Annotated in this window: 22 protein-coding genes; 12 read left to right on the forward strand and 10 right to left on the reverse strand. The window is 49.8% G+C overall.

Going from position 1 to position 24,531, the window contains the following annotated elements:
• Positions 1–99 precede the first annotated feature (99 nt).
• The 4 genes from RYZ26_RS01185 (at position 100) to RYZ26_RS01200 (ending at position 2,818) form a co-directional block, all read left to right on the forward strand.
• Positions 100–630 carry a helix-turn-helix domain-containing protein gene (locus RYZ26_RS01185; RefSeq protein ID WP_317681289.1) on the forward strand — a complete coding sequence of 177 codons (531 nt, stop codon included), beginning with the start codon at positions 100–102 and terminating at the stop codon, positions 628–630.
• Entirely contained in the window at positions 627–1,358 is a 732-nt protein-coding gene (locus RYZ26_RS01190; RefSeq protein WP_317681290.1) for an AzlC family ABC transporter permease, read from the forward strand. Before RYZ26_RS01185 ends, RYZ26_RS01190 begins: the two co-directional genes overlap by 4 nt.
• Positions 1,348–1,686 carry an AzlD domain-containing protein gene (locus tag RYZ26_RS01195; protein WP_317681291.1) on the forward strand — a complete coding sequence of 113 codons (339 nt, stop codon included), beginning with the start codon at positions 1,348–1,350 and terminating at the stop codon, positions 1,684–1,686. Before RYZ26_RS01190 ends, RYZ26_RS01195 begins: the two co-directional genes overlap by 11 nt.
• A 73-nt stretch (positions 1,687–1,759) precedes the next feature.
• The gene (locus RYZ26_RS01200) at positions 1,760–2,818 is read left to right on the forward strand and encodes a YeeE/YedE family protein (protein ID WP_317681292.1); all 1,059 of its coding nucleotides are present in this window, start codon (positions 1,760–1,762) and stop codon (positions 2,816–2,818) included.
• Here RYZ26_RS01200 and RYZ26_RS01205 read toward each other — a convergent pair.
• Positions 2,815–5,799 (reverse strand): HD domain-containing phosphohydrolase, encoded by a 2,985-nt coding sequence (locus RYZ26_RS01205; RefSeq protein WP_317681293.1) that lies wholly within the window; start codon positions 5,797–5,799, stop codon positions 2,815–2,817. The two genes, RYZ26_RS01200 and RYZ26_RS01205, sit on opposite strands and share 4 nt — an antisense overlap.
• A gap of 87 nt (positions 5,800–5,886) precedes the next feature.
• Positions 5,887–7,080 (reverse strand): O-succinylhomoserine sulfhydrylase, encoded by a 1,194-nt coding sequence (gene metZ, locus RYZ26_RS01210; RefSeq protein WP_317681294.1) that lies wholly within the window; start codon positions 7,078–7,080, stop codon positions 5,887–5,889.
• 170 nt (positions 7,081–7,250) lie between these two features.
• Between metZ and tldD the strand changes: the two genes are divergently transcribed.
• Both tldD and RYZ26_RS01220 read left to right on the forward strand, forming a co-directional pair.
• Positions 7,251–8,684 (forward strand): metalloprotease TldD, encoded by a 1,434-nt coding sequence (gene tldD / locus RYZ26_RS01215; protein WP_317681295.1) that lies wholly within the window; start codon positions 7,251–7,253, stop codon positions 8,682–8,684.
• 2 nt (positions 8,685–8,686) lie between these two features.
• Positions 8,687–9,373 (forward strand): MOSC domain-containing protein, encoded by a 687-nt coding sequence (locus RYZ26_RS01220; RefSeq protein WP_317681296.1) that lies wholly within the window; start codon positions 8,687–8,689, stop codon positions 9,371–9,373.
• A gap of 62 nt (positions 9,374–9,435) precedes the next feature.
• Here the strand turns inward: RYZ26_RS01220 and RYZ26_RS01225 are convergent, their stop codons facing one another.
• From RYZ26_RS01225 to RYZ26_RS01245, 5 genes are all read right to left on the reverse strand, one after another.
• The gene (locus RYZ26_RS01225; RefSeq protein WP_317681297.1) at positions 9,436–11,187 is read right to left on the reverse strand and encodes a methyl-accepting chemotaxis protein; all 1,752 of its coding nucleotides are present in this window, start codon (positions 11,185–11,187) and stop codon (positions 9,436–9,438) included.
• A 179-nt stretch (positions 11,188–11,366) separates the two neighbouring features.
• Positions 11,367–11,666 (reverse strand): chorismate mutase, encoded by a 300-nt coding sequence (locus tag RYZ26_RS01230; RefSeq protein WP_317681298.1) that lies wholly within the window; start codon positions 11,664–11,666, stop codon positions 11,367–11,369.
• Between the two features lie 17 nt (positions 11,667–11,683).
• On the reverse strand, positions 11,684–13,042 hold the full coding sequence (locus RYZ26_RS01235) for a glutamate--cysteine ligase (RefSeq protein ID WP_317681299.1): 1,359 nt from the start codon (positions 13,040–13,042) through the stop codon (positions 11,684–11,686).
• Position 13,043: 1 nt separating this feature from the next.
• Entirely contained in the window at positions 13,044–13,802 is a 759-nt protein-coding gene (locus tag RYZ26_RS01240; RefSeq protein ID WP_317681300.1) for a 16S rRNA (uracil(1498)-N(3))-methyltransferase, read from the reverse strand.
• Positions 13,803–14,141: 339 nt separating this feature from the next.
• Positions 14,142–14,870, reverse strand: a complete 729-nt coding sequence (locus RYZ26_RS01245) for a substrate-binding periplasmic protein (protein ID WP_317681301.1) — start codon at positions 14,868–14,870, stop codon at positions 14,142–14,144.
• A gap of 191 nt (positions 14,871–15,061) precedes the next feature.
• On the opposite strand from RYZ26_RS01245, the gene ubiA reads away from it, so the two are divergent.
• Positions 15,062–15,979, forward strand: a complete 918-nt coding sequence (ubiA, locus tag RYZ26_RS01250) for a 4-hydroxybenzoate octaprenyltransferase (RefSeq protein WP_317681302.1) — start codon at positions 15,062–15,064, stop codon at positions 15,977–15,979.
• Here the strand turns inward: ubiA and RYZ26_RS01255 are convergent.
• The 3 genes from RYZ26_RS01255 to RYZ26_RS01265 are packed head-to-tail and all read right to left on the reverse strand — an operon-like array spanning position 15,976 to position 18,144.
• Positions 15,976–16,371: a hypothetical protein gene (locus tag RYZ26_RS01255; RefSeq protein ID WP_317681303.1), complete on the reverse strand. Its 396-nt coding sequence runs from the start codon at positions 16,369–16,371 to the stop codon at positions 15,976–15,978. The two genes, ubiA and RYZ26_RS01255, sit on opposite strands and share 4 nt — an antisense overlap.
• A 34-nt stretch (positions 16,372–16,405) precedes the next feature.
• Positions 16,406–17,581, reverse strand: a complete 1,176-nt coding sequence (locus RYZ26_RS01260; RefSeq protein WP_317681304.1) for an MFS transporter — start codon at positions 17,579–17,581, stop codon at positions 16,406–16,408.
• On the reverse strand, positions 17,581–18,144 hold the full coding sequence (locus tag RYZ26_RS01265) for a UbiX family flavin prenyltransferase (protein WP_317681305.1): 564 nt from the start codon (positions 18,142–18,144) through the stop codon (positions 17,581–17,583). Before RYZ26_RS01265 ends, RYZ26_RS01260 begins: the two co-directional genes overlap by 1 nt.
• A 463-nt stretch (positions 18,145–18,607) precedes the next feature.
• Here RYZ26_RS01265 and rpoH point away from each other — a divergent pair, with 463 nt between their 5' ends.
• The 5 genes from rpoH (at position 18,608) to RYZ26_RS01290 (ending at position 24,463) form a co-directional block, all read left to right on the forward strand.
• Positions 18,608–19,498, forward strand: a complete 891-nt coding sequence (rpoH, locus tag RYZ26_RS01270) for an RNA polymerase sigma factor RpoH (protein WP_317681306.1) — start codon at positions 18,608–18,610, stop codon at positions 19,496–19,498.
• A gap of 198 nt (positions 19,499–19,696) precedes the next feature.
• On the forward strand, positions 19,697–21,211 hold the full coding sequence (locus RYZ26_RS01275; protein ID WP_317681307.1) for a sensor histidine kinase: 1,515 nt from the start codon (positions 19,697–19,699) through the stop codon (positions 21,209–21,211).
• Positions 21,212–21,299: 88 nt separating this feature from the next.
• Complete coding sequence (locus tag RYZ26_RS01280; RefSeq protein ID WP_317681308.1) at positions 21,300–21,656, forward strand: response regulator; 357 nt, start codon at positions 21,300–21,302, stop codon at positions 21,654–21,656.
• Positions 21,657–21,834: 178 nt separating this feature from the next.
• A complete protein-coding gene (locus RYZ26_RS01285) occupies positions 21,835–23,898 on the forward strand; it encodes an EAL domain-containing protein (protein WP_317681309.1) in 2,064 nt (687 codons plus the stop codon).
• Between the two features lie 70 nt (positions 23,899–23,968).
• Positions 23,969–24,463, forward strand: a complete 495-nt coding sequence (locus RYZ26_RS01290; RefSeq protein WP_317681310.1) for an alpha/beta fold hydrolase — start codon at positions 23,969–23,971, stop codon at positions 24,461–24,463.
• The last annotated feature ends 68 nt before the right edge of the window (positions 24,464–24,531 follow it).

A 24,531-nucleotide genomic window follows, 5' to 3' on the forward strand; every position in this document is an offset into this window, starting at 1 on the left:
AGGACCTGAAACTGATCAGGTCCTTTTTTACATTCTCTTGACTCTTCACTGTTCCTTATATAGAACGTTCTATATATCGAACAGCTGGAGAGGCATATTATGGACAAGCCGAGCGTCAATACATTGGGGCGTCATTTACAAAAATTGCGCCAGCAACGCGATATCTCGCTCTCACAACTGGCCAGTGCAGCAGGTATTGCCAAGTCAAACCTGTCACGCATTGAACAAGGCAGCGGTAACCCGACGCTGGATACCATCTGGCGGCTTGCCATTCAGTTAAAAGTCCCCTTCAGTACCCTAATCGCGCCCATCAGTGGTCCCATCAGCGACAATGATGTGGAAGTCCGCCTGATCGATCACGGCACCGACAATCCGGAAGTAGACGTCTATTGGATGTCCTGTGCGCCCAACACCATCCGCCAGGCAGAAGGGCATTCCCCGGGGACAATCGAATCCATCACCATGATTTCTGGTGAACTGGAAGTCGGTGCACTGGAAAACATCCGAACTCTTCGTGCGGGAGAAAGTCATAGCTTTGCAGCTGATCAGCCTCATATTTATCGCGCAGGCGACGGCTGGGCGACTTTGATGCTGACCATTGTTTATGAGACAAAAGAGGACGAGGCATGAGCATGACCAAAACTGCAACAACCCGAAGTCCCTTCTGGGTTGGCACGCAAGAAGCCGTGCCCCTACTGGGCGGTTATATCCCGGTTGCCATTTCCTTTGGGCTGGTTTCCATTCAGTCGGGCTTCAGTGTTTTAGAAACCGTTTTGATCTCCACCCTGATCTATGCAGGGGCGTCGCAGTTTCTGTTTGTCGCCATGGTCGCCGCCGGGGCACCTTTGTGGCTGGTGGTCGTCATGACCTTGTTGATCAACGCGCGCCATCTGGTCTATGCGCCCAATATCGCAAGCTACCTGCCGCCAAACCGCTGGTGGCCCTGTCTGATGCATGGGCTGACGGACCAAATCTTTGCCCTTGCCCATACCCGCCTGCCGCAGATGGAAGAAAACGCGCGGATCGGCTGGTATACAGGGGCTGCACTACTTGCCTGGTTCAGCTGGATTTTCGGCACAGCGCTTGGTGCCTTGGTGGGGGAAGAACTGACTACCCGCTGGCCTTTGTTGGGTGAAGTGATGCCCTTTGCTCTGCCTGCCCTGTTCCTCGTCCTGCTTGCGCCACGTTTTTCATCAAGGCTTTGGACACTAACATTGGGCGTTACGATTGTAGTGGCCTTTGCCCTGAAACTGCTGGGCCTGCCCAATGCCTCCATTCCGCTTGCGGCCCTCAGTGGCGCCATCCTCTATCACCTGATGAAAGGCATTGCCGGAAAAGGGAGTAAATATGATGGATAACAATTTCTGGATCCTACTTGGGCTTTGCGCCAGTGGCACTTTGATGATGCGCTTGTTGCCACTTATCTGGATGCAGCGCCACCTTGCCAAACGCAAAACCCAGGAAGCAGTGGAAGAAATCCCGAGCTGGCTCAGCGTCTTTGGTCCGGCCATGATTGCGGGCATGTTCGGAGTTTCCCTTATTCCCGCAAATCCAAGCCCCGTCAGCTGGGCCGCCACCGCCCTTGGCGTTATCGCAACCCTTGCAGTCTGGCGCTTTACCAAATCACTGGGATGGCCCGTCTTTGGCGGTGTTCTGGTTTATGGTGTTGTGATCCTGCTCGGCTAGTCAGCTATATTATATTCACAAAATCTTAAATTAAGTTTATATAATTCTCACATCTGAAGGGTGGGAGAGTAAAATGGAACAGCTGGTCGATGCAGTTGGTGGTGCGCAAGCCACGGCCATTGGCGGGATCGTCATCGGGATTGTCTTTGGCTATTTCGGGCAACGCAGTCGCTTTTGCCTGCGCGCTGCTGCCATTGAATTTTCCCGGGGGGCCTTGGGGGAAAAACTTGCCATTTGGTTTATCGTTTTTTCAACCGCCGTTATCGGCACCCAAAGCCTGATCCTGATGGACGAAATGTCTGTCGATGAAGCCCGCCAGCTTGCCCTGCCTGGTTCTCTGTCCGGGGCCTTGATCGGTGGATTGCTCTTTGGCAGCGGGATGATTTTGGCACGGGGCTGTTCATCGCGCATGCTGGTGCTGTCCGCCAACGGGAATTTACGCTCTCTTCTGACCGGACTGGTCTTTGCAGTCGTGGCCCAAGCCTCCTTACGTGGCATTCTTTCGCCTGCACGCACCGAAATTGCATCCATCTGGCTGATTTCACCCGAAGATCTCTCCCTTTTCGGTCATCTGGGTGTTGGCCCTGCTTTTGGAATTCTTGTCGGCTGTCTGTGTTTGGGCGGGGCCTTATGGATTGCACGCAAACATACCATTGCCCATAAAGTCTGGCTGGGGGCTGTTGTGGTTGGGGCAACGGTGCCAGCGGCCTGGTATCTGACCTTCAGTGTCGCTGGATTGGCGTTTGAACCGATCCAGGTCGAAGCGCTCAGTTTCAGTGGCCCTTCTGCCGATACCCTCATGCTGGTGATGAACCAGCCTGTACCAGAGATGGATTTTGATGTGGGGCTGATCCCTGGCGTCTTTCTTGGCTCTTTCCTCGCGGCTTACTTTGCACGAGAGTTAAAGCTGGAAGGTTTTGACGGCGCGCACTCCATGAAACGCTATATCCTTGGTGCCGCCTTCATGGGGTTTGGCGGTATGCTGGCAGGCGGCTGTGCGGTGGGTGCAGGGGTAACGGGCGGTTCAATCTTTACCGTCACCGCCTGGACAACCCTGTTTATGATGTGGATTGGCGCCGGGATCACCGATCTGGTGGTGGATCGCAAGAAAATGGTCCTGCAATCCCTTTAACCCAAGTATGCCGCAATATCGACTTCATCCATTTGTTCCGGCAGCAGGAATTTCTCCGCATAGTCCTTATAGACGCCCGAGGTCAGGAACAGGTCAAACAATTCCCCATCGATATGCTGGTCCTTTTTAAAGAAGCTCAGGATTTTGATAGATTCACTGAGTGTCTTCGCCTTTTTGTAGGGACGATCTGATGCTGTCAGTGCTTCAAAAATATCCGCTATCGCCATGATACGCGCAGGCACGGACAGTTCCTCACCCGCCAATTTGCGTGGATAACCCGTCCCGATCAAAGTTTCATGATGCGTTCCGGCATATTCCGGGATGCGTTTCATATGATCCGGTAAGGGCAGCTGTTCCAGCATCAGAATACTCTGGATCACATGTTCATTAATCTTGAAGCGTTCTTCTTCGGTCAAAGTGCCGCGACGCACCGACAGATTATAAAGCTCGCCCTGATCATAGCGGTTTTCAGGAACGTCCACTTTAAAGTCCGAATTCTCAAAGAATTCTGCGCTGCCTTCTGGGCGCGGGATCACGTGGAAGGCTTTATCATCCAAAAGCTTTTCCTCACATGGCCCTTCTGCTTCATCACCATAACGTTTGGCCTCTTCATGGGCGAGACCCAGATGAATATTGAAGTTCCGCACCCAGACAGTCTGTGCGATCTGTTTCAAACGGTCCAGGTCTTCATCTTTCATGAATTCCCCACCCACATTGCATTCTGCCACAAAAGCAAAATCATCAATCAGGGCCGCGCGCTTGGTTTCATATTCAGCTTCCGCCTCACCCTGATTTTTCCCACTCTGGATGGCTTCCAGGCAGTCAATACGAGCATCACGCAGCAAGACTTCGAAACGGGTGCGAATCTCGTGGATGCGGTTATAGATGGTTTCCAATTTGGTGGCTTTATCAACCACATATTCCGGCGTCACCACCTTGCCGCAATCATGCAGCCAGGCCCCGATTTCGAATTCCCGCCATTGATCATGATTGGTAAAGGCAAAGTCAGCGAACGATCCAGTTTTTGACTCTGTCGCTTCTTTCGCCAGCATAATCGCCAGTTCCGGCACCCGGTTACAGTGACCACCCGTATAAGGGCTTTTGGCGTCAATCGCGCCCGCAATCAACTGGATCAGCGCATCCATCAGTTTTTCCTGCGATTCCAGCAGGTGACGGTTATAAAGGGCGGTTGCCGCTTGCGCCGCCAATGCTTCAACGAACGGCTGGATATCCTGACCGAACGCCACAAATTCATCGGCATATTTTTCCTGGGCGTTGATGATCTGCAAGGCCCCGATCACCGCACCACCGCGCGGTTTTAACGGCACCGTCAGGATGGATTTGGACTTATAGCCCGTGCGTTCATCAAAAGCTTTGGGACCGGAGAAATCGAACCCTTCAGCATTATAAACATCATCAATATTGACCGATTCTTCTTTATGAACCGTATAGCTCACCACATTGGTCATATTCGATGTGCCATCTTCATTATAAAGCGGAATACTGGGCAGGTCGGCTTCCTTGCCTGTGGTTCCGCCAAAAGCGATACCGAGACTGTCGTTTCTGAAAATCTTGAAATCCAGATGCTTGTCCTGATTCAGGGTATAAAGCGAACAACCATCTGCGTTGGTCAGTTCCTTCGCACCAAACAGCACCATTTCCATCAGCTTGTCACTGTCCTGTTCAGACGATAGCGAAATCCCCAATTCGACCAGTTTGGACAGTTTTTCCTGTTCAATCTGCAGGGCTTCGGTCTTGTCGCCCAGACTTTCACTCATATGCGCAAAGGATCGGATGAGATTATCAAATTCCACAATTTTGGATTCTGTCAGCTCACTCATATCAAAATCAAGCTGGCGTACCCGTTCTGACGCAACCGTCAGGTCCGTCACTTTCTTGGACAGGCGAGACGCAAACAGAAAGGAGAAAGGAATAAACAGACACAGACCAAAAAGACCAACCAACAGGATATGATCATGGAATTCGTCAAACAGATTGCTAAAATCATAAACCGGAGCCAGGGTTGCCAGATAAAGTTCTGATCCTTGAAAAGAGATTTTGCTTTTCTGAATGAAATATTCATCACCACCTGCATAAACTTCATACAGGTTATCCACTTCGATATGACGAAGCTTGCTGTGAAGGATGTCCATATATGGTGCATCAACTTCATTGAGCGGCAGAAGATTGGTCGGTTTATCCGGCTGCGGGGACATGGCGAGAAGACGATTCTTCGCATCCATCAGAACCAGCACCCCATTTTCAGAAATCTGAATTTCTGACAGTTCGTGGGCCAGTTCGGTCAGCGTCAAATCAACACCATAAACGCCTGCGGTCTCGGTCAAATTACGCGAGGCAGTCAGGCCCGGCTTTTTCAGGGAATTAAACCAATAAGGTTCTGAAAGCAGAACCTTATTGGTATCAATGACAGAACTATACCATGGACGCTGTGACGGATAATAATCCGGGCGGGTATCGGAAAGCGACCCGATCTTGTTCAGATTTTGATCCAGATACCCCCAGCGTTGCAAACGTTCCTTGCTGCGATCAATGGAGCGTACAATCCAGGCCGTACCTTCAGGCGCCTTGTGACGTTGACGGATCTCTTCATTACCGCGCACCGCAATCACCTGGAAAAAGGCATCATCACTAAAGCCGTAATAGAGCGAATAAAAAGCCGGGTTCTGCGCCAATGTTTCAATCAGCGGCGGTAATTGTTTAGAGGACAGAAAGTTTTCCGGTGCCAGCTCGACACCAGACTGGGTTGCGCCAATGGACGCATTGGTCGTTGCCAGATTCAACAAAGACTGAACAGAAGTCACCGCATGATTGGTTTGGCTTGCAAAAGCTTCTTCGGCAATTTCTTCAGAAAATTCTGAACTCGCAACCCAGAATAGAGCAGAAATTGACCCACTCACCAAAACCACCATGAGTGTCATCATGGTGATCATACTGACTTTGAATCTGACACGAATGCGCATGTAGTCCTCGCTCCCATCCTAACGTATAGGGAACGTGGACCACATTAGAATAGGTGTAAAGCCTAAACTACCTTTAGATTGAATTTTTTAGTTACCAAAGACCGCTGCTGAAGCCTGTGCCAAATCTTCTTTCAGGTCTTCCGGGTCTTCCAAACCCACAGAAAGACGCAACAAACCATCATTGATGCCCAGACGTTTCTTCTCTGTTTCATCAACTTTGGAGTGTGTCGTCGTCGCCGGATGAGTGATCAAAGATTTGCTGTCACCCAGATTGTTACAGATCTTGATCAGGTTCAGTGCGTTTTCAAAAGCAAAGGCCTGTTCCTTGGTACCGTCAATTTCAAAAGACAGCATCGGACCACCACAACCCATCTGTTCCATCGCCAGTTGATGCTGCGGATGGCTATGCAGGCCCGGATAATGCACTTTGCGCACCGCCTTGAAGTTTTCCAGATATTTGGCAACCAGTGTGGCGTTTTCGCAATGTTTGCGCACACGCATATCCATGGTTTCCAGACCTTTTAACTGGGTCCAGGCGTTAAACGGGCTGATGGACGGGCCAGTATTACGGAAATACGGCATCATCTCGTCCTTCATCAGGGATTCATCGTTAAACAATACCGCGCCACCCAGCGTGCGGCCCTGACCGTCGATATATTTGGTGGTGGAATAAGCAACGATATCTGCACCAAATTCCAGCGGGCGCTGCAAAACAGCCGTTGCAAAAACATTATCCACAATCACACGTGCACCCACCTTATGGGCCAGATCACAAACGGCTTTCAGATCCACAATCTCCAGCGTCGGGTTGGATGGTGTTTCCAGCAGCACACAGCGTGTTGGCTTGCTTAAAGCTTCTTCCCACTGGTTTAAATCCGGACCATCAACCAAAACAGTTTCAATGCCAAATTTCGGCAAGATATTATTGAGGATGTGCAGGCAGGACCCAAACAAAGCGCGTGACGCCACAACCCGGTCACCGGATTTTAACTGTGCCATCAAAGCCATGTTGATGGCCGCCATACCGGTTGCGGTTGCCAAGCAAAATTTTGCCCCTTCGATCATCGCCATTCGTTCCTCGAACATGCCCACGGTCGGGTTGGCAAATCGGGAATACTGATAGCGTTTGATCTCTTCTTTGAAAGTCGCTTCCTGTTCTTCGGCTGAAGAATAAATATAGCCGGACGTCAGGTACAAACCTTCGCAGTTTTCATCAAAAGCAGAACGACGTGTACCGCCATGCACCAATTGTGTGCTTGTGCGCCAGGTCTTATTGCTCATGACTTTTATCCTTTACGTTACGTCAATGAAGGGGAAAAAGCTTTTACACCGTTGACGGATGCAGCACAAGGGGCCACATTCATTTAACCACCGTCATTCCCGCGCAGGCGGGAATCCAGATCCCTGCCTGCGTAGGGATGACTTGAATAACAAAACAACAAGGCACAAGTATGTCCGATTTCAAAGCCACCGATGATCTTTTCTTCACCCGTTTCGACCTGGATCAAGCCCAGGTGGAAGCCAGTGTAACGAACGCCCTAACCGGGGCCGATGATGGTGAGCTTTTCCTGGAATACCGACAAAGTGAATCACTGGCCTATGATGACGGCCGCCTAAAAAGTGCGAATTTCGATACCGCACAAGGCTTTGGCCTGCGATCTGTAGCGGGCGAAGCCAGTGGCTATTCCCATGCCGCCACATTGGACCAAGCCGCCCTTGATCGCGCCTGCACCACCGTAAAAGCGGTCCATAGCGGCCACAGTGGCGTGATGGCGGAAGGCCCCATTGGCACCAACAAAGAACTTTATGTGGATGATAACCCGATCAATCTTGTCCCCTTTGAAGCCAAGGTCAAACTGCTGGAAGAAATTGATGCCTACCTGCGTGCCAAAGACCCCCGGGTCAAACAAGCAACCGCATCGATTGCAGCGACCTGGCAGGCCGTGCGCATCATTCGCGCCGATGGATCACAAGCTGCTGATATCCGCCCGTTGGTGCGCCTGAACGTGGCCTGTGTGGTTGGTGTGGGCGATCGGATGGAAACCGGGTCCCACGGGATGGGTGGTCGTGTATCTTACGAAGAATATATGAAACCCGCCTGCTGGAAAGCAGCCTGTGACGAAGCCTTACGTCAAGCTCTGATCAATGTTGAATCCGTGCCAGCCCCGGCTGGCGAAATGCCCGTTGTGCTGGGCGCAGGCTGGCCCGGTATTTTACTGCATGAAGCCATCGGCCATGGGCTGGAAGGTGACTTTAACCGCAAGAAAACATCCGCCTTTGCTGGCTTGATGGGCGAACGGATTGCAGCCCCCGGTGTAACGGTTGTGGATGACGGCACCATTGAAGATCGTCGTGGCTCCATCACCATTGATGATGAAGGCACTCCCAGCCAGAATACGGTTCTGATCGAAGACGGTATCCTGACCGGCTATATGCAGGACCGTATGAACGCGCGCCTGATGGGGGAAAAACCGACCGGGAACGGCCGTCGTCAATCCTATGCCCATATGCCTCTGCCACGCATGACCAACACCTGCATGATGAACGGGGATAAAGACCCGAGAGAGATTATCGAAAGTGTCGATAAAGGTCTCTATGCCGTCAACTTCGGCGGCGGTCAGGTGGATATCACATCCGGCAAATTCGTCTTTAGCTGTACCGAAGCCTATCTGATTGAAAAGGGTAAAATCGGTGCCCCGGTCAAAGGGGCCACCCTGATCGGTAACGGCCCGGATTGCCTGACCAAAGTAAAAATGATCGGCAACGACATGGAACTGGACCCCGGTATCGGCACGTGCGGTAAAGAAGGCCAGGGTGTGCCTGTTGGTGTCGGACAGCCAACGTTGCTGATTGATCCACTGACCGTTGGTGGGACTGATATTTAAGAATGACCCAAACTGCAGAAATCATCGGGCTTTATATCGGTAAAGCGGTTGAACGCTGGGAAGGTAAAGGTCTGACGGCCATCCAGAAAACCCTGTGTGAAGGTCGTCTGGAAATTGGCGAGAACGGGTTCGTTCTGGATGAACAGGGCGATCGCACCGTCCATGGCGGGCCGGAAAAGGCCATCCATCATTATGCCGCTGATCATCTGGACTTCTGGAAACAGGAATATCCCGATTTTGCCGACCAGTTTGTGCCCGGCTGCTTTGGGGAAAATATCTCCACACATGGCTTAAACGAAGACAATCTCTGTCTTGGCGATATCCTTTCCTTGGGCACAGCTAAAGTCCAGATTTGTCAGGGCCGCCAGCCCTGCTGGAAATTGACCAAACATACAGGCATCAAAGCCTTTGCCATGGCCTTTCAGCAAACCGCCCTGACCGGCTGGTACTATCGCGTGCTGGAACCCGGTCATGTGCAGATCGGTGATGTCATGGAAGTGCTGGAACGCCCGCAGCCGGACTGGTCCGTGCGCAAACTGACCCGTGCACGTTTTGACAAAAACATTGATCCGGCAATCGCAAAAGAACTGGCTGAAAACAACCTGCTTGCGGCCCCCTGGAAAGCCTCTTTCCTGAAAAAGGCGGATAAGGCCTTTGTGGAAGATACATCCAAGCGGTTAGACGGATAACGCATTCAAAAAAAGGGCCCCTGAATGAACAGGAGCCCATTTTCTTTCTCAAACCTTCTCACCTATTCTTTGCGAATATGCTGAAGGAAGGCATCCACTTCGTTGGACAATGTGCTTGAAAGCTTGTTCAGCTCATCCACTGAAGAGGTCAGACTGTCAGAGGCCTGACCGACTTCAACGGCTGCTTCATTCACACTGGCAATGGTAGAGGAGACCTGCCCTGTACCAGCGGCTGCTTCCTGTGCATTCACCGAAATTTCCTGTGTGGCCGCGCCCTGTTGTTCAACAGATGCTGCAATGGCCGCAGAGGTTTCGTTAATCTCGGTAATAACGCGGGCAACACCTTCCATGGCTTCCACAGACTCGTCTGTAGCTTCCTGAATATTGTTAATCTGATCAACGATATCCTGTGTCGCACGTGCGGTCTGGTTGGCAAGGTTTTTCACTTCGCCTGCCACAACCGCAAAACCTTTCCCGGCTTCGCCTGCACGGGCTGATTCGATAGTTGCGTTCAGCGCCAACAGGTTGGTCTGTTCGGCAATCCCTGTGATCATCTGTACCACTTCGCCAATTTCGGTCACGGCTTGTGCCAGCTGGCGGATTTTATCGTTGGTGTGGGTCACCTGATCCTGCGCGCCTGTTGCAACAGAACTGGCATGTGCCACCTGTTCGGTGATCGAGCCAATAGAAGCAGAAAGTTCTTCTGCCGCAGCCGCCACTGTTTCTGCGTTGCGTGTGGCCTGATCAGCCATATTGGCAACTTCGCTGGTCTGAGCCTGTGCGTTATCAGAAACCCTGTTCATAGAATCAGCTGAAGTCTGCAAACTCTGTGTAAAGCCTTCCAGATTATCCGCAATGGAGCCGACAGAATTTTCAAAATCATTGGCGATTTGTTCTGTCTGGTTTTTACGTTCCTGAACCAGTCTGGCTTCGCGTTCTTTCGCAGCTTGTGCATCTGCCTGACGACGTGCCCGGTTCTCTTTAAAGATTTGCATGGATTTGGCCATCAGACCGATTTCATCTTCACGATCAATCTTCGGAACATCCACTTCTTTCGCACCATCAGCGAAATCATGCATGATGCGGGTCATGTTGCTGACACCGCTGGAAACAGATTTCGCACTGACCATCGCAACACCCGTCAGGATAGAGGCAATCAGGACACTGAAGACCACCATGGTCGTTGACATATCTTCACCGCGCATAACGGCGGCTTCAATGTTGGTATCAACTTCCAGAATGCCGCGCACATCATTCATTTTCCAGTCATCCTTTGGCGTATCAGGATGGGAGTTGTGACAATTTACACAGGCATCTGCGACCATAAAGTCAGCAATGGCAACACGCACCACGGTCTTGCCGTCGCGTTCTTCTGCACGGACAAACTTCTGATCAGGATTCGCATTAATTTTATCCCAGGCTTCCTGCTGGAAATCATCCAGTTTGCGATCTGCACGGTTGGGGAAAGGATAGGCGCTATAGAGCTTCACCTTAGTGTCATTCTCAGACAGAATGTCACTCATATCATGAACAAAGGTTGCAGGCAGCGGAATGGCATCTGCTTCGTCCTTGTGAGTAATGCTGGGATGCACCCCACCGTTCGCCAGAACCTTTTTAATGATATTTTTGGTGTAATAACCCCGAATAGCCTTAAACTGCGTCACCGTCTGGGTCGCTGAATCCACCGCATTTTCAATCGCGTTGTCACGCATCATGCCCGGAACGACAAAAGCCATCAAAAGTACGGCGATTAATGCGGTGACCGGAATAGGAAGAACGATCTTCCACAAAATACTCTTTGAAAACCACTGCATGTGACATCTCCTATGTACTTTTGAGATCTTATAACTTTGTCATTATGGATAATGATTTCAATATTTTATTCTCATCATCCACAAAAAGACAATAGCACATTTGTGATAATCAAAATTTTGTCACTAAACCTTAGCTTTGGTTAATTTTTAGTCAGATCAATCGGTGGAATGCCAAAAAATTATTCGTTTATATCGTCCCAGCGGACTTCTTCACGCGCGATGGATTCTTCCATAATGTGGCGATAGATCGATTCGGCCATATCCGGATCCATGCCTTCTTTCTCTGCAAAACCGCGCACCCGGTCCACAATAAATTCAATCCGTGGTGGAATACGAACGTCCGCGCGTGTTTCCTTAAACTGTGCAGCCTGCAACACATAGCCAATACGTTCTGCCAGCAACGGAATAATCACTTCGTCCAGGCGATCAATATTGTCGCGGACATCTTGCAGAGAGTTACATTTTACGGCTTTTGGCATGAGGGACTCGTGAATTATTAGTAGGCGTGATCTTTAAACACGTGATCAATATCACCTTTCCAGCGCGTTTCAAACTCTTTGAGCATAATTTCTGCCTGAGTCTCACCAGATTCAGCGATTACATAAAGCGGTTCCAGGAATTTGCTTTCATCCTGACCCTGGCCATTTTTAAAGCCACGGCGCTTCAGACCACCTTGTGCGATGTCCAGAATATCCAGCGCAATATCCCCGATGGTGCGGCCTTTAAATTCTGTATTCAGCGCTGTGTAAGGCACGCGTTCGCGCAGATATTCGTTATCTTCCAGGCTCCAGTCCTTGATCAGCTGTTCAGCCTGATCCAACGCCTGTTCATCATAAAGCAGCCCAACCCAGAAAGCCGGCAAAGCGCACAGGCGGTTCCACGGCCCGCCATCGGCACCGCGCATCTCCAGGAATTTCTTCAGGCGAACTTCCGGGAAGGCGGTGGTCAAGTGATCTTCCCAGTCAGACATGGTCGGACGTTCGCCTTCAAAGCCTTCCAGCTTGCCTGCCATAAAGTCTTTAAAGGATTTACCCGCCACATCGATATATTTGCCATCGCGATAGACGAAATACATCGGCACATCCAGCATATAATCCACATAGGATTCAAAGCCGAAACCATCTTCAAAAACAAACGGCAATGTGCCGCAACGATCCGCATCCGTATCCGTCCAGATGTGAGAACGGAAAGACAGCAAGCCATTGGGTTTGCCATTTCTAAATGGAGAATTAGCCCAAAGCGCCGTTGCAACGGGCTGCAAAGCGATGGACGTGCGGAATTTGCGCACCATATCCAGTTCGGAATCAAAATCCAGGTTCACCTGGACAGTGCAGGTCGCCTTCATCATTTCCAGACCGAGACTTCCAACTTTGGGCATATATTCGCGCATCACTTTATAGCGCCCCTTGGGCATCCAGGGGATATCATCCACATGCCATTTCGGCTGATAACCAAGACCAAGGAAACTTACATCCAGATCAGCGGCGACTTTTTTGGCCTGTTCCAGGTGGGTGCCGACTTCTTTACAGGTCTGATGGATATTTTCCAGCGGTGCACCGGACAATTCAACCTGCCCGCCCGGCTCCAGCGTCACTGATGATCCATCATTGCCTTTCAACGCGATGATATTGCCGTTTTCCAGAACAGGCGTCCATTCATCAAAGCGCGACATATTTTCAAGCAACGCACGTACGCTCTTGTCACCTTCATAAGGAAGGGTCTTCAGGCTTTTTGTACAAAAGGCAAATTTTTCGTGTTCCGTGCCGATACGCCAATCAGACTTGGGTTTGCTGCCACTGGCAATATAGTCCACCAACTGGCTTTTATTTTCAATAATGGCTGATTTATCGCCCATTTTATTCTTCCCCAAAACGGTTTCGAAGCGGCACCTGCCAGTCTCCGATCACCGATTGCCAACAACTGATGGCCGCCAAGGCAGCCGTATCGGCCCGCAAAATGCGTGGCCCTAAACTGATGGGCGTAACAAACGGCAGTTTGCGCAAAAGGTCAAGCTCTGTTGCATCAAATCCACCTTCCGGCCCGGTCAAAAAAGCGTGAGCACCTTCTTTATGAGACATCAAAGCCTCATGAATTGGGGCAGCACCGCCATGTTCATCCAACACGAAAAGACGCCGATCTTGTGGCCAGTCTTTTACAAGTTGCGCCAAACTTACTGCGTCTTTCACATCCGGTATGTTAAGCCGTTCACACTGTTCGGACGCTTCAATGGCCTGTGCATGCAGACGATCATTTCTGATTTTGGATACGATGGTGCGCCGGGTGATCACCGGCTGCAGGCTTGAGACGCCAAGCTCGGTTGCTTTTTCAATGATGAAATCCAGGCGCTGCTTTTTAATCGGGGCAAAAACCAGCCACAGATCAGGCGTTTCTTCCTGTTCGCGCACCTGTTTGCCCACCTTTAAAACACAGCGTTTTTTCCTGGCTTCAATGATCTCGGACGTCCATTCACCAGCACGCGCATTAAACAGACGCAGACCATCGCCTACATTCAGGCGCATCACATTATTAATATAATGGGCCTGATCCGCTTCCAGACTAATCAAACAGTCAGCTTGCAAATCATGTTCGGTAAAAAGGCGGATATCAGTGCTCATGGCTGTGCTCATTATTCAACGTCACACCATCTATCAAACAAATCATCCGCAAGATCAATTGGAAAATTAGGCCGTAAACTCATAAAATAGATTTGTTTGGCAGAGATAAATTCTAAGATGGACTAGGCATGAAACCCGCAGAAGTACCTGTACTTTTAGGGTTTCATAACGACGTTCCACCTTGGAATTTATCCTGTCCCTACGGGATTTGCCCTAAATATAGGCCATACAGCGTCAAAAACTTTTGAAAGTGCACGCACTTCCTGCAAGTTTTTTCCTTGTCTTGCCTATATTTAGGGCAAACCAAAGCAAATCTATTTTATGAGTTTACGGCCTAGATCAGGGGGAAAACATCACCTGATCTACCGCCAGTTTGACCAGCCCTTTATCCACAATCGTTTTCATGGCTGTACGCAGCTGGGGCAAATGCACTGCCAATTTTGATTTTTTAGAAATACCGATGAAACCGGGGTTGGCCTCATGATGTTTAAAAACAGCCTTTTTCAAATCACCACGCAATTTATGTTTGGAAATAAAATAATCTGTGACCAGTTCCGTCCCCATAAAAGCCTGAAACCGTTTTGCTTCCAGCATCTTTAACCCATTGGCAGTATTGTTCACTTCAACTTTGCGGATCAGGTCATCCTGATCAAATTTAGCGAAATTTGCGGCTGCACGGGGCACGCCGATGGTAAGGAACTTTAAGTCCTCATACGTTTCAATATCGTTTGGGAAATCTTTATGAACATAGATCGCCTTGCTGACATATTCCTGATAGGCAGGTGTGACGTAATAGACATACCATTCACGTTCCGGGTGACGCAAAAGACCTGTCTTAATGTCCAGCATGCCATTTTCCAGCATGGCGAGGCAGCGTTTAAGCGGGCAGTGGTAATAGTCCAGCGTCAACTGAATATTGTGATTTTTTGACAGTTCATCTGTCCATGCATCCAGCACATGTTTATCGACACCACCGATCAGCTTGCCTTTTTGGGCAATCTGCCACGGGGGAAAGTGGCTAAATCCAACCTTCACTGTCAAGTCAATCGCATGTGCCATTGTTGACATGAAGATAAGCATGCACAGAGCAATTGGGGGGATTGCTTTGTAGTTCATCATCCTCGACCTGAATACGATTTTATTATTATTTTTCGACCGTATATATACATTAGTATTAGAATAATTAAAGGATAAATTTATAAAATTTTTATCCACTTGATTCCTTTTATGAATCTTCAAAAAAGTGTATCAACACCCCTATGACTGAGAGCCAAACATCAAAGCGAAGCGACATTATCTATCAGGGATGGGTCGGCACGATGCCCAAAGCCATTCAGCCCTATCTGATTTTGATGCGCGCTGATCGTCCCATCGGGACCTGGTTATTACTGTTTCCCTGCTGGTGGACATTGACACTGGCCAGTGACGGCATGCCCAACCTTTATTATGCAGTGCTATTTGCCGTTGGTGCTTTTGTCATGCGCGGGGCCGGATGTGTGATGAACGATCTGGCCGATCGCAATTTTGATGGTCAGGTTGCCCGCACAGCCACCCGGCCCATTCCCAATGGAGATGTCAGCCCGAAACAGGCCATCGCCTTTATGGGATTCCTCTGCCTTTTGGGCCTAGCCGTGCTGGTGGTGTTTAATCCCTTCACTATTATCTTGGGAATCGCCTCTCTCGCCCTTGTTTTCATCTATCCCTTTTGCAAACGTTGGACCTACTGGCCGCAAGCGATATTGGGCCTGACCTTTAACTGGGGGGCCCTGGTGGGCTGGGCCGCTGTTAAAGGTGAAGTCGGATTGCCTGCACTTTGCATCTATATTGCCGGGCTTTTCTGGACATTGGGATATGACACCATCTATGCCCATCAGGATAAAGATGATGATGTTATGATCGGCATTAAATCCACGGCTCTTGCTTTGGGCGAAAAGACACAAACTGCCCTTTGGATTTTCTACAGCCTGACCACTGTATTGGTCGCAACGGCGGGCTATCTGGTTGATATGAACTGGCCGTTTTATGTGGGACTTGCCCTGACAGCAGGGCATCTGATCTGGCAGACCATCAAACTGGATATTCATGATCCCAAAAGCTGTCTGGATTTGTTTAAATCCAACAAATGGTTCGGCTGGCTGTTGCTGGCCTCCCTCCTTGCCGGAAAATACCCGTTTTAAGCTTCTGGCTGGGGACGGCGTGAAACCAGCTTCGGAAAATGACTGAGCGTTGGTTTCTTATCCAGTTTCTTCAAAACCACCGTGCGTTTTTTCGGCGCCAACAGTTCACGCCCGTCAAAAGATTTGTGAGGGCCAACAGCGCGTCTGCGATCCACCGCGTCACGTGTGCGTGTCACAATTTCTTCAGACACCGGGGAATGGACACAGCCACGAATATGCACGCGCGCAATGACATCCAGGCGTTTTTGCATGGTTCTGTAACGTCGGTTGGCGTCCAGCCAGACGATATAAGCGGACACGGTCCAAGGATGGGCGGGAAAAGCCTTTAGTTTACGTTGCACGCACCATTCCTTGAACTCCAGCCACTCCTTACGGCGATGTGGCGTGTTCATGGCAATCAAATCCATCAATAACGTATGTAGAAAGTCAGGTGGTCGGCGTTTGGCGCTTCTCGTGACGCCTCAACGCGAAGGCACAAATGGTGCCAGCAATGCACATCAGAGTCATTATAAAAAATGCCGCCGCCCCGAAGGTCTCGTAAAAATAACCCACAAATAACAACGTCACGCCCGCACCCAACCCATAGGCGGACGCCCCATATAAACTTTGCGCGGTTGCCGAAAGGTCTACGGAAACTGCGCGGTTCATGTAATTCATCGCACCCAAATGCATAGCCCCAAAGGTGAGCGCATGGAAACTTTGGAAGAAAAGCAGCACATAGAGATGAGGATCAAAACAAAGCACACTCCAACGCAAAATTCCGGCGACCGCAGCCAGAAAAAGCAATGTTGAAGCTGCGACTCGGGCACCAACCTTGCCGCCAAAGATAAAAAAGACCACTTCCGCCATCACGGCTTCGGCCCATAAGAATCCGATCAAGGCATCGCTATAGCCCAAGGTGCGCCAATGGATGGTCGCAAAGGCATAATAAAGCGCGTGACTGCCATGGATCATGGCGACACAGACCATGAAAATCTGAAAACCGCGATCCTGTATCAATGTCTGAATGGGACGACCTGCTTTCCCCAGTGGCTTTACCCGAACGTCCGGCAACAAAAGCGTTGCAAGAAACGTCAAAACAATCGCCACCAGAATGGACCAGAAAATCATGTGATCGCCAGTGGCTTCCAAAACAAAACCAAAACCGAACGACATGGCGATAAAACTCAGCGATCCCCAAAGGCGCAAACGTCCATACTGGATTTTGGTGTCGCGCGTAGAAAGCAATGTGATGTTATCGCCAAAGGACATCAGTGGCGACCAGCTCATGCCATATAATAAAGAGACAATGAAAAGCCCGGCAAAGCTTTCCACCCAATAAAAGATCGCAAAGAATGCCAGCGAGGTTACTAGAAAAAACAACATCAGCCGTTTTCGCTCCCCCAATCGGTCGCCCAAACTGGCAAAGAAAGGGGAAAAGACCATTTTGGCAATAACCGGGATCGCCGTCAGGATACCAATCTCAATCCCGTTCATCCCGCGTGATTGCAACCACACAGGCCAGAACGGCAGCATGCAACCGATCACAAAGAAAATGGTGATGTAAAAACCCGACAGGCGCAGGGGAAGCAGGCGCGTTTGGCCCGCTTCAGAAGGCGTCATTACACGCCTTTCCAGCGTTCAAACAGGTTATGTTCAATATCAAACTGATCCAGCGCCTTGCCGATACTTTGATGGATGATGTCCTGCACGGTTTTTGGCTTGTGATAAAACGCCGGGACAGGCGGCAGGATGGTCGCGCCCAGGTCTGCACATTTCGCCATCAGTTCCAGATGCCCTTTATGAAGCGGTGTTTCACGCACCATCAACACAAGACGGCGACGTTCTTTCAGGCAGACATCGCCGGACCGGATCAACAGATTGGAATTGTCCGAGGTCGCAATGCCTGACAGGGTCTTGATGGCACAAGGCGCAATGATCATGCCCTTGGTCTTGAACGATCCACTGGAAATGGCCGCGCCCATATTTTTGGTGTCATGGACCACATCGGCCAAAGATTTGACTTCTTCCAACGTCACATCGGTTTCCAGCTGCAGGTTAATCTGCGCGCTGTCGCTGATCACAAGATGGGTGGGATGGCCGATGTCTTTTAAGGCACGCAATAGTTCCACACCATAAATCACACCGGAGGCACCAGAAATGCCGACAATCAAAGGAAGAGTCATTTTTTATTCTCATCTGTCATCCCTGCGCAGGCAGGGATCTGGCTGAATTTAGATTCCTGCCTTCGCAGGAATGACGTGTGTTACACATATAATAAATATCCGACCTCTGTCATGCGTTATTCTTGACAACAGGAATAAAAATGCTGATAATTTGGAACATAACGGGAAGGTCGCCCATTTTGGGGGCTTTGTCGCGCTGATCTTGCGCAAAAATGCGGAGATCACAAAAACGTGAACATAAATTCGTATTGCTTGGATAAGGATATGACCATGAATGTGATCTACTTCACTCTCCCTTTACGTATGAACAGCTAAGGTTCAGGTGCATCAATTGAAATGCACCGGAAAAACCAACGTTATTCTTTAAAACACGTGCTTTGTTTTTAGCGTGTCCGGCACTCGCCATAGTCTTTTTTCGACTCTAATGCCTGTGTCAAAGTTGTGAATAAAGGGAGTATCAAATATGACTGCTTTAGCTACCAACCTGCCCGCTCTGCCGAGCGATTCCGGTGACAGTCTCAATCGTTATCTGCAAGAAGCGTGGAAATTCCCCATGCTGACGGCAGACGAAGAATATATGCTGGCCAAACGCTTTCACGATTCCGGTGATGTCGATGCGGCCCACAAGCTTGTGACCAGCCACCTGCGCCTCGTTGCGAAAATTGCCATGGGATATAAAGGCTACGGCCTGCCTGTTGCGGATCTGATTTCCGAAGGCAACGTCGGCCTGATGAAAGCGGTGAAGAAATTTGAACCTGAAAAAGGTTTCCGTCTTTCCACATATGCCATGTGGTGGATCCGCGCTTCTGTGACCGAATATATCCTGCAAAGCTGGTCCATGGTTCGCCTTGGCACCATGGCTGCGCAGAAGAAACTGTTCTTCTCGCTTCGTCGCACCAAACGCAAACTTGAAATTATGGACAATGGCGATCTGACAGATGATCAGGCCCAGGCCATTGCCGATCAGACCAACGCCACCCCGGATGAGGTCCGTCAGCTCAACAGCCGTCTGGCTGCGCGCGACATGTCCTTAAACGCACCGCTTTCCATCGATGAAGGTGGGGAACATCAGGACCTGTTGGAAGATGACCGACCAAACCCGGAAGCGATTGCCAGCCAAACCCAGATGACCTCACTGCGTAGTGAAGTTGTGGGCGAAGCTTTGGAGAATCTGTCTGAACGTGACCGTGATATCTTTGAGCGTCGCCACCTGACAGATGAACCACCCACCCTGGAAGAACTGGGGGAAGAATATGGCATCTCGCGTGAACGTGTGCGTCAGCTGGAAGCCCGTGCTTTTGGCAAAGTGAAAGAGTTTATCCTCGGTCACTCCATGGCGGCGCAGCTGACCTGATCAACCCTCTTCGTATGTGGTACGCCCTCTCCTTCCCATGCTAGCCTGTATGGGAAGGAGGCAACTTTCCCAACATAATCCATAGTGACTATTCAACCCCAAGCCATTGGTGTGAATAGATAAATTGCATTGTTAAAAAGAATGCACTAACATCGTTTCTCGCTCGCGATCAGAGTTTAGAGAGAAACGAGATCAACCATGGATATAAAACTCAGCAATCGATTGTTCTTTCGGCACACTCGAAATGCGTTGCTGGTTGCCCTGGCCTTGGGGATTATTGTCTCCCTTGCCCAAATCGTTTTCGATTTAAGCTCTGAACAAAAACGGATCGATCAGACCGTTCTTCAGGTTCTCAACACCACAAAAGAATCCGCAGCCCAAGCCGCTTACAGCCTGAATAACGAGCTGGCTTTACGCGTTGTCAAAGGCCTGTTTGAATATGAACCAATCTATTCTGCCCAGATTACCGATGACTTTGGCCGCCAGTTGGCCTCCCTTGAACGCCCGTTGATCAAACACGAACTTTCCTGGCTCGGCCCGCTCATTCGCGCAGACCAAAACCTCTATACCGTACCGCTTTATGTGGCGAACGGACAGACGGTAATTGGAGAAATGCGTGTGCTGGTGGATCGCTTTTTGATCGCGCAGGATTTCATCGACCGCGCAGGCCTGGTGATCTTTACCGGAATTTTACGCAACTTTGCCCTGGCCGTCTTTTTCGGGTTCCTCTTTTACTTCACACTGGGTCGCCCGGTGATGAATACCATCGCAAACCTGAGCATGATTGACCCGAACCAGCCCGGCAAAAACCAGATTAATGTGCCCATGGGCCACAGCGAAGATGAACTGGGCCTGTTGATCCGCAAGATCAACAATATTCTTAGTGACTTTGACCAGACGCTGCAACAACGCTACCTCACCGAAGAAGAATTGAAGCGCAACCAGAACACCATTCGCCAACTGAACATGCGTCTGGAAGAACGGGTCAAGCTGCGCACCGGTGAACTGGAAGCCGCCAATAAAGAAATGGAAGCTTTTACTTATTCTGTGTCCCACGATTTACGCGCCCCGCTTCGCACCATCAGCGGCTTTGGCAATATCCTGCATGAAGAATATGGCGATAAGCTCGATGACCAGGCGAGCCACTATCTGGAACGGGTACGTACCGGCGCAAGCCGCATGGAAACCCTGATCAATGACTTATTGAAACTTTCGCGCTCCACCCGGGGTGACCTGCACCGAAGCGACTTCAACCTGTCCGAACTGGTCAGCGAAATAGTGGCGGAGATGAAACAGGATAACCCGGAGCGAGAAATCTCCGTTCATATCTCCCCGGATATTGAAGCCTATGCAGATAAGCGCTTTATGCGGGTAGTGTTTGAAAACCTGCTGTCCAACGCCTGGAAATATACCCAGCATACAAACGATCCAAAAATCTTCTTCGGCATGACCGATAAAGAAGGCTATCAGGCCTATTATATTCAGGATAACGGGGCAGGCTTTGACATGGCCTATGCCAACAAACTGTTTGCCCCTTTCCAGCGCCTGCATTCCGCACGCGATTTTGAAGGCACTGGCGTTGGTCTCGCCACAGTTCAACGGGTTATCCATCGCCATGGTGGGGAAGTTTGGGCAAACGCGAAAGTCAATGAAGGGGCAACATTCTACTTTACATTGCCAAGGCCGTTGATTGATTTCAGTAATGAAGAATAAATAAACTCTCACCCGAACAGGTGATTAATTTGTACACGTAATATGTCATTATGCCCCAAAACGATAGTATTGAGGGTAAATACAGATAATGACGTCGATTTTAATCGTAGATGATGACACCATGGTTTTGGAAAGTATGAAGGCTTTCCTTGAAACTCAAGATTACACTATCCTGTGTGCACGCGATGGCAACCAAGCCCTGGATATCATCCAGAAAGAGGTCATTGATATCGCCCTTATTGATATCTTCATGCCCAACAAGGGGGGATTCGAAACCATTACCTCGGTAAACAAGTCCATTCCCATCATCGCTATGAGCGGGGTCTCATCTCATCGCTTTGAACCCTTGAGTTTCGCAGAAAGTTTGGGCGCTCGTGCCAGCCTGACCAAACCCTTTCACCCCAATGAATTGCTGCAAGCAATCCAAGAAATTACAGATGCTTAACGCGGTTGCAGCATAATTTTTACCAAAATCAAGTACGCAGTAAGTGCTAGATACCTATCCAAGAAACCAGTTGGCGTGCCCGATAATTTAAGATAGAAACATAGCCAAGCCGAGAATAATGAGCTGAAAATCAGCCGTATTTCGTACTCAAAATAAGCCTTCGGGCACAAAAAATGCGATGTTAAAAGCTAAACTGCGCGCTCTCATCCCGTCCTTATCCATAGGACAGATCGTCTTGCTGTTGTCATTGACAGTAAGTGTGATTGCTATTGTCGTTGTTGTGAACCTGTCCCATGTGGTTCATCAACGCGCGATCTCTGATCTTGCGCGCGAAGAAGCAAGACAAACCTCCCAACTGGTATTCCAATCCCTTTATTCCGCCATGAAGAAAGGCTGGACCAAAGATGAGATCCAGGAAACTATTGACCGTCTGGACACCACCCTGCCCGACCTGTCCATCAAGGTTTATCGTGGCGAAGGGGTGAATGACCAGTTTGGCCACCTGCCCGGTCAGGCCGAAGTCGTGGCCCATGATATTTTTCTCAGCAAGGCGCTAAAGACCGGAGAAGAAACTCTTCTGCCATCTGACAGTATGATCCGTTTTTTATTCCCGGTGCTGGCCGAAGACGAATGTCTGACCTGTCACACCAATGCAAAAGTGGGCGATGTCAATGGCGTGATCGACATCACCTACCCAATCAAAAACCTGAAGATTTCCCTGCAATTTGTGACCAATTCGGTCATCGTTTATTTTGCTATCATCATCGTGGTGATCTTCGCACTTTTATATCTTCAGCTGAAATTTATGATCGCCAGGCCCATTACATCGCTGGCCGGACTGATGTCAGAGATTGTCTATAATTCCGATCTATCCAAACGGGTTGACAGTGAAGACAGCCCCATTGCCGAAGTCAGCCATCTGTCGCGCTATTTCAACAAGCTTTTGCATACGGTGCAGGAATATCACACCCAGCTGCAGGAATTTGCCGTCAAGGACCCGTTAAGCGGCCTTTATAACCGCCGCAAGTTTGAAGAATTCCTCAAACATGAAATCAATCGGTCTTCGCGCGGGAAGCATGAATTCTGCGTTGTCATTCTGGACCTTGATAATTTTAAACATATCAACGATATCCACGGCCACCCGGTAGGGGATCTGGCCTTGAAAGAAGTCGGCAGCATTCTGGAAAACGAATCGCGACGCACGGATATCGTGGCACGCCTGGGCGCAGATGAATTTGCCATCCTGCTGCCGGAAACAACCCCGGAACATGGTTTTGACGTGGCGGAAAAGCTGCGCAAGCTTCTGGAAGATACCAGCCTGAACCTGCCAGCAGGTCGCGCCAAAGTTCAGGCCAGCTTTGGTCTTGTCAGCTATCCGGAAAATGGTGAATCAACCGACAGCATTACCATTTCTATGGATGTCGCCATGTATAAGGCCAAACGTCTGGGGAAAAACCGTGTCTCTAAAATCGATGACACGGATAGCAATGAAGCCAGACGCAGCGTTTCGCGTGCGCGCTTCCTGCAGGATGCGTTGGATGAGGACCGGGTGGAGCCTTTCTTCCAGCCGATCATTGATCCGGTCACGGGCAAAATATTTGCTTATGAAGCTTTGGCCCGTATCCGCACCACGGACAATGTGATCGCAGCCGGGGATTTCATTGAATATGCCGAAGAATTTGGCATGGCCCAGGTCATCGACGAACGTATTTTCAAAAAAGGGTTCCAGGCCCTGCAAGCCAACGGCAACCCGGATGCCTGTCTGTTCCTGAATGTATCATCAAAGACATTTGCTGATGAAGAACGCCTGCGTCGCCTGCCCGAAACTTTAAAAAGCTTTGGTCTCAAGCCGCAACAGGTGGTTCTGGAAATTACCGAACGCGAAGCCCTGCCGCATCTGAACCAGATCATTCGCCTGGTCGATGATTTACGCAAACAGGGCCTGAAGTTCGCCTTGGATGATTTCGGCAGTGGCTTTTCGTCCTTCATGTATCTGAAGTATTTCACCATTGATTTCGTCAAGATCGAAGGCAGCTTCATCCGCCATATGGCAACGGATATGAAAGATAAGATCATGGTCGAACATATCCATTCCATGGCCAGCGAATTCGGACTTCGCACCATTGCAGAATTTGTCGAAGATGAAGAAACCGAAGCCCTGTTGCGTGAAATCGGAATCGACCTGGCCCAGGGCTTCCATTACGGTCGCCCATCTGCGCGTCTGGTTGACCTCGAAAAATAGCATTGTTCGCCTACCAAACTATTGTATAGTGGGCCCTCCTTGTAAAACCGAACAACAACAGGATCGCTTCGTGGAAATTCGCCCACAGGACATTTATCTGAACCAGCAACTAATGCGCGCCAAGCATATTCTGCTGCCAAATCAAGACCCGGATTCACCGACCCTTGTCTTTCTGCATGAAGGGTTGGGGTGTTTAGAAATGTGGAAAGATTTCCCCGAACAACTTTGCCAGGCCTGCGGATTAAACGGATTTGTCTATGAACGCATCGGTTTTGGGAAATCTGCACCGCTGGGCATCGTACCGCGCCCGATGGATTATCTGGAACGCGAAGGCCGCGATGTGCTGCCCCATGTATTACATGAAGCCAGTATTCAAAATCCGATTCTGCTCGGACATAGCGATGGCGGCTCCATCGCACTGATCTATGCCGCCCATTATCCTGACCAAATCATCGCCTGTATCACCGAAGCCGCCCATGTTTTTATCGAACCGATCACCCTGAAAGGCATTCAGGATGCAGGGAAGCTTTATTTCGAGGGTGTGACCCGTCCTGAAATAAGTTGACAGATTGGAGACTTATTATGGGAAACAAAGAAAACAAGCGGGTTAAGCGCACACAGCGTGATTATCCA

This window comes from Terasakiella sediminum, from assembly GCF_033100395.1.
In the GTDB taxonomy this organism is placed as follows: domain Bacteria; phylum Pseudomonadota; class Alphaproteobacteria; order Rhodospirillales; family Terasakiellaceae; genus Terasakiella.

Excerpts from the sequence above, each read along its gene's own strand:
- RYZ26_RS01185 (WP_317681289.1), top strand. The coding sequence starts at position 100 with ATGGACAAGCCGAGCGTCAATACATTGGGGCGTCATTTACAAAAATTG.
- RYZ26_RS01190 (WP_317681290.1), top strand. The coding sequence starts at position 627 with ATGAGCATGACCAAAACTGCAACAACCCGAAGTCCCTTCTGGGTTGGC.
- RYZ26_RS01195 (WP_317681291.1), top strand. The coding sequence starts at position 1,348 with ATGATGGATAACAATTTCTGGATCCTACTTGGGCTTTGCGCCAGTGGC.
- RYZ26_RS01200 (WP_317681292.1), top strand. The coding sequence starts at position 1,760 with ATGGAACAGCTGGTCGATGCAGTTGGTGGTGCGCAAGCCACGGCCATT.
- RYZ26_RS01205 (WP_317681293.1), bottom strand. The coding sequence starts at position 5,799 with ATGCGCATTCGTGTCAGATTCAAAGTCAGTATGATCACCATGATGACA.
- metZ (WP_317681294.1), bottom strand. The coding sequence starts at position 7,080 with ATGAGCAATAAGACCTGGCGCACAAGCACACAATTGGTGCATGGCGGT.
- tldD (WP_317681295.1), top strand. The coding sequence starts at position 7,251 with ATGTCCGATTTCAAAGCCACCGATGATCTTTTCTTCACCCGTTTCGAC.
- RYZ26_RS01220 (WP_317681296.1), top strand. The coding sequence starts at position 8,687 with ATGACCCAAACTGCAGAAATCATCGGGCTTTATATCGGTAAAGCGGTT.
- RYZ26_RS01225 (WP_317681297.1), bottom strand. The coding sequence starts at position 11,187 with ATGCAGTGGTTTTCAAAGAGTATTTTGTGGAAGATCGTTCTTCCTATT.
- RYZ26_RS01230 (WP_317681298.1), bottom strand. The coding sequence starts at position 11,666 with ATGCCAAAAGCCGTAAAATGTAACTCTCTGCAAGATGTCCGCGACAAT.
- RYZ26_RS01235 (WP_317681299.1), bottom strand. The coding sequence starts at position 13,042 with ATGGGCGATAAATCAGCCATTATTGAAAATAAAAGCCAGTTGGTGGAC.
- RYZ26_RS01240 (WP_317681300.1), bottom strand. The coding sequence starts at position 13,802 with ATGAGCACTGATATCCGCCTTTTTACCGAACATGATTTGCAAGCTGAC.
- RYZ26_RS01245 (WP_317681301.1), bottom strand. The coding sequence starts at position 14,870 with ATGTCAACAATGGCACATGCGATTGACTTGACAGTGAAGGTTGGATTT.
- ubiA (WP_317681302.1), top strand. The coding sequence starts at position 15,062 with ATGACTGAGAGCCAAACATCAAAGCGAAGCGACATTATCTATCAGGGA.
- RYZ26_RS01255 (WP_317681303.1), bottom strand. The coding sequence starts at position 16,371 with ATGAACACGCCACATCGCCGTAAGGAGTGGCTGGAGTTCAAGGAATGG.
- RYZ26_RS01260 (WP_317681304.1), bottom strand. The coding sequence starts at position 17,581 with ATGACGCCTTCTGAAGCGGGCCAAACGCGCCTGCTTCCCCTGCGCCTG.
- RYZ26_RS01265 (WP_317681305.1), bottom strand. The coding sequence starts at position 18,144 with ATGACTCTTCCTTTGATTGTCGGCATTTCTGGTGCCTCCGGTGTGATT.
- rpoH (WP_317681306.1), top strand. The coding sequence starts at position 18,608 with ATGACTGCTTTAGCTACCAACCTGCCCGCTCTGCCGAGCGATTCCGGT.
- RYZ26_RS01275 (WP_317681307.1), top strand. The coding sequence starts at position 19,697 with ATGGATATAAAACTCAGCAATCGATTGTTCTTTCGGCACACTCGAAAT.
- RYZ26_RS01280 (WP_317681308.1), top strand. The coding sequence starts at position 21,300 with ATGACGTCGATTTTAATCGTAGATGATGACACCATGGTTTTGGAAAGT.
- RYZ26_RS01285 (WP_317681309.1), top strand. The coding sequence starts at position 21,835 with ATGTTAAAAGCTAAACTGCGCGCTCTCATCCCGTCCTTATCCATAGGA.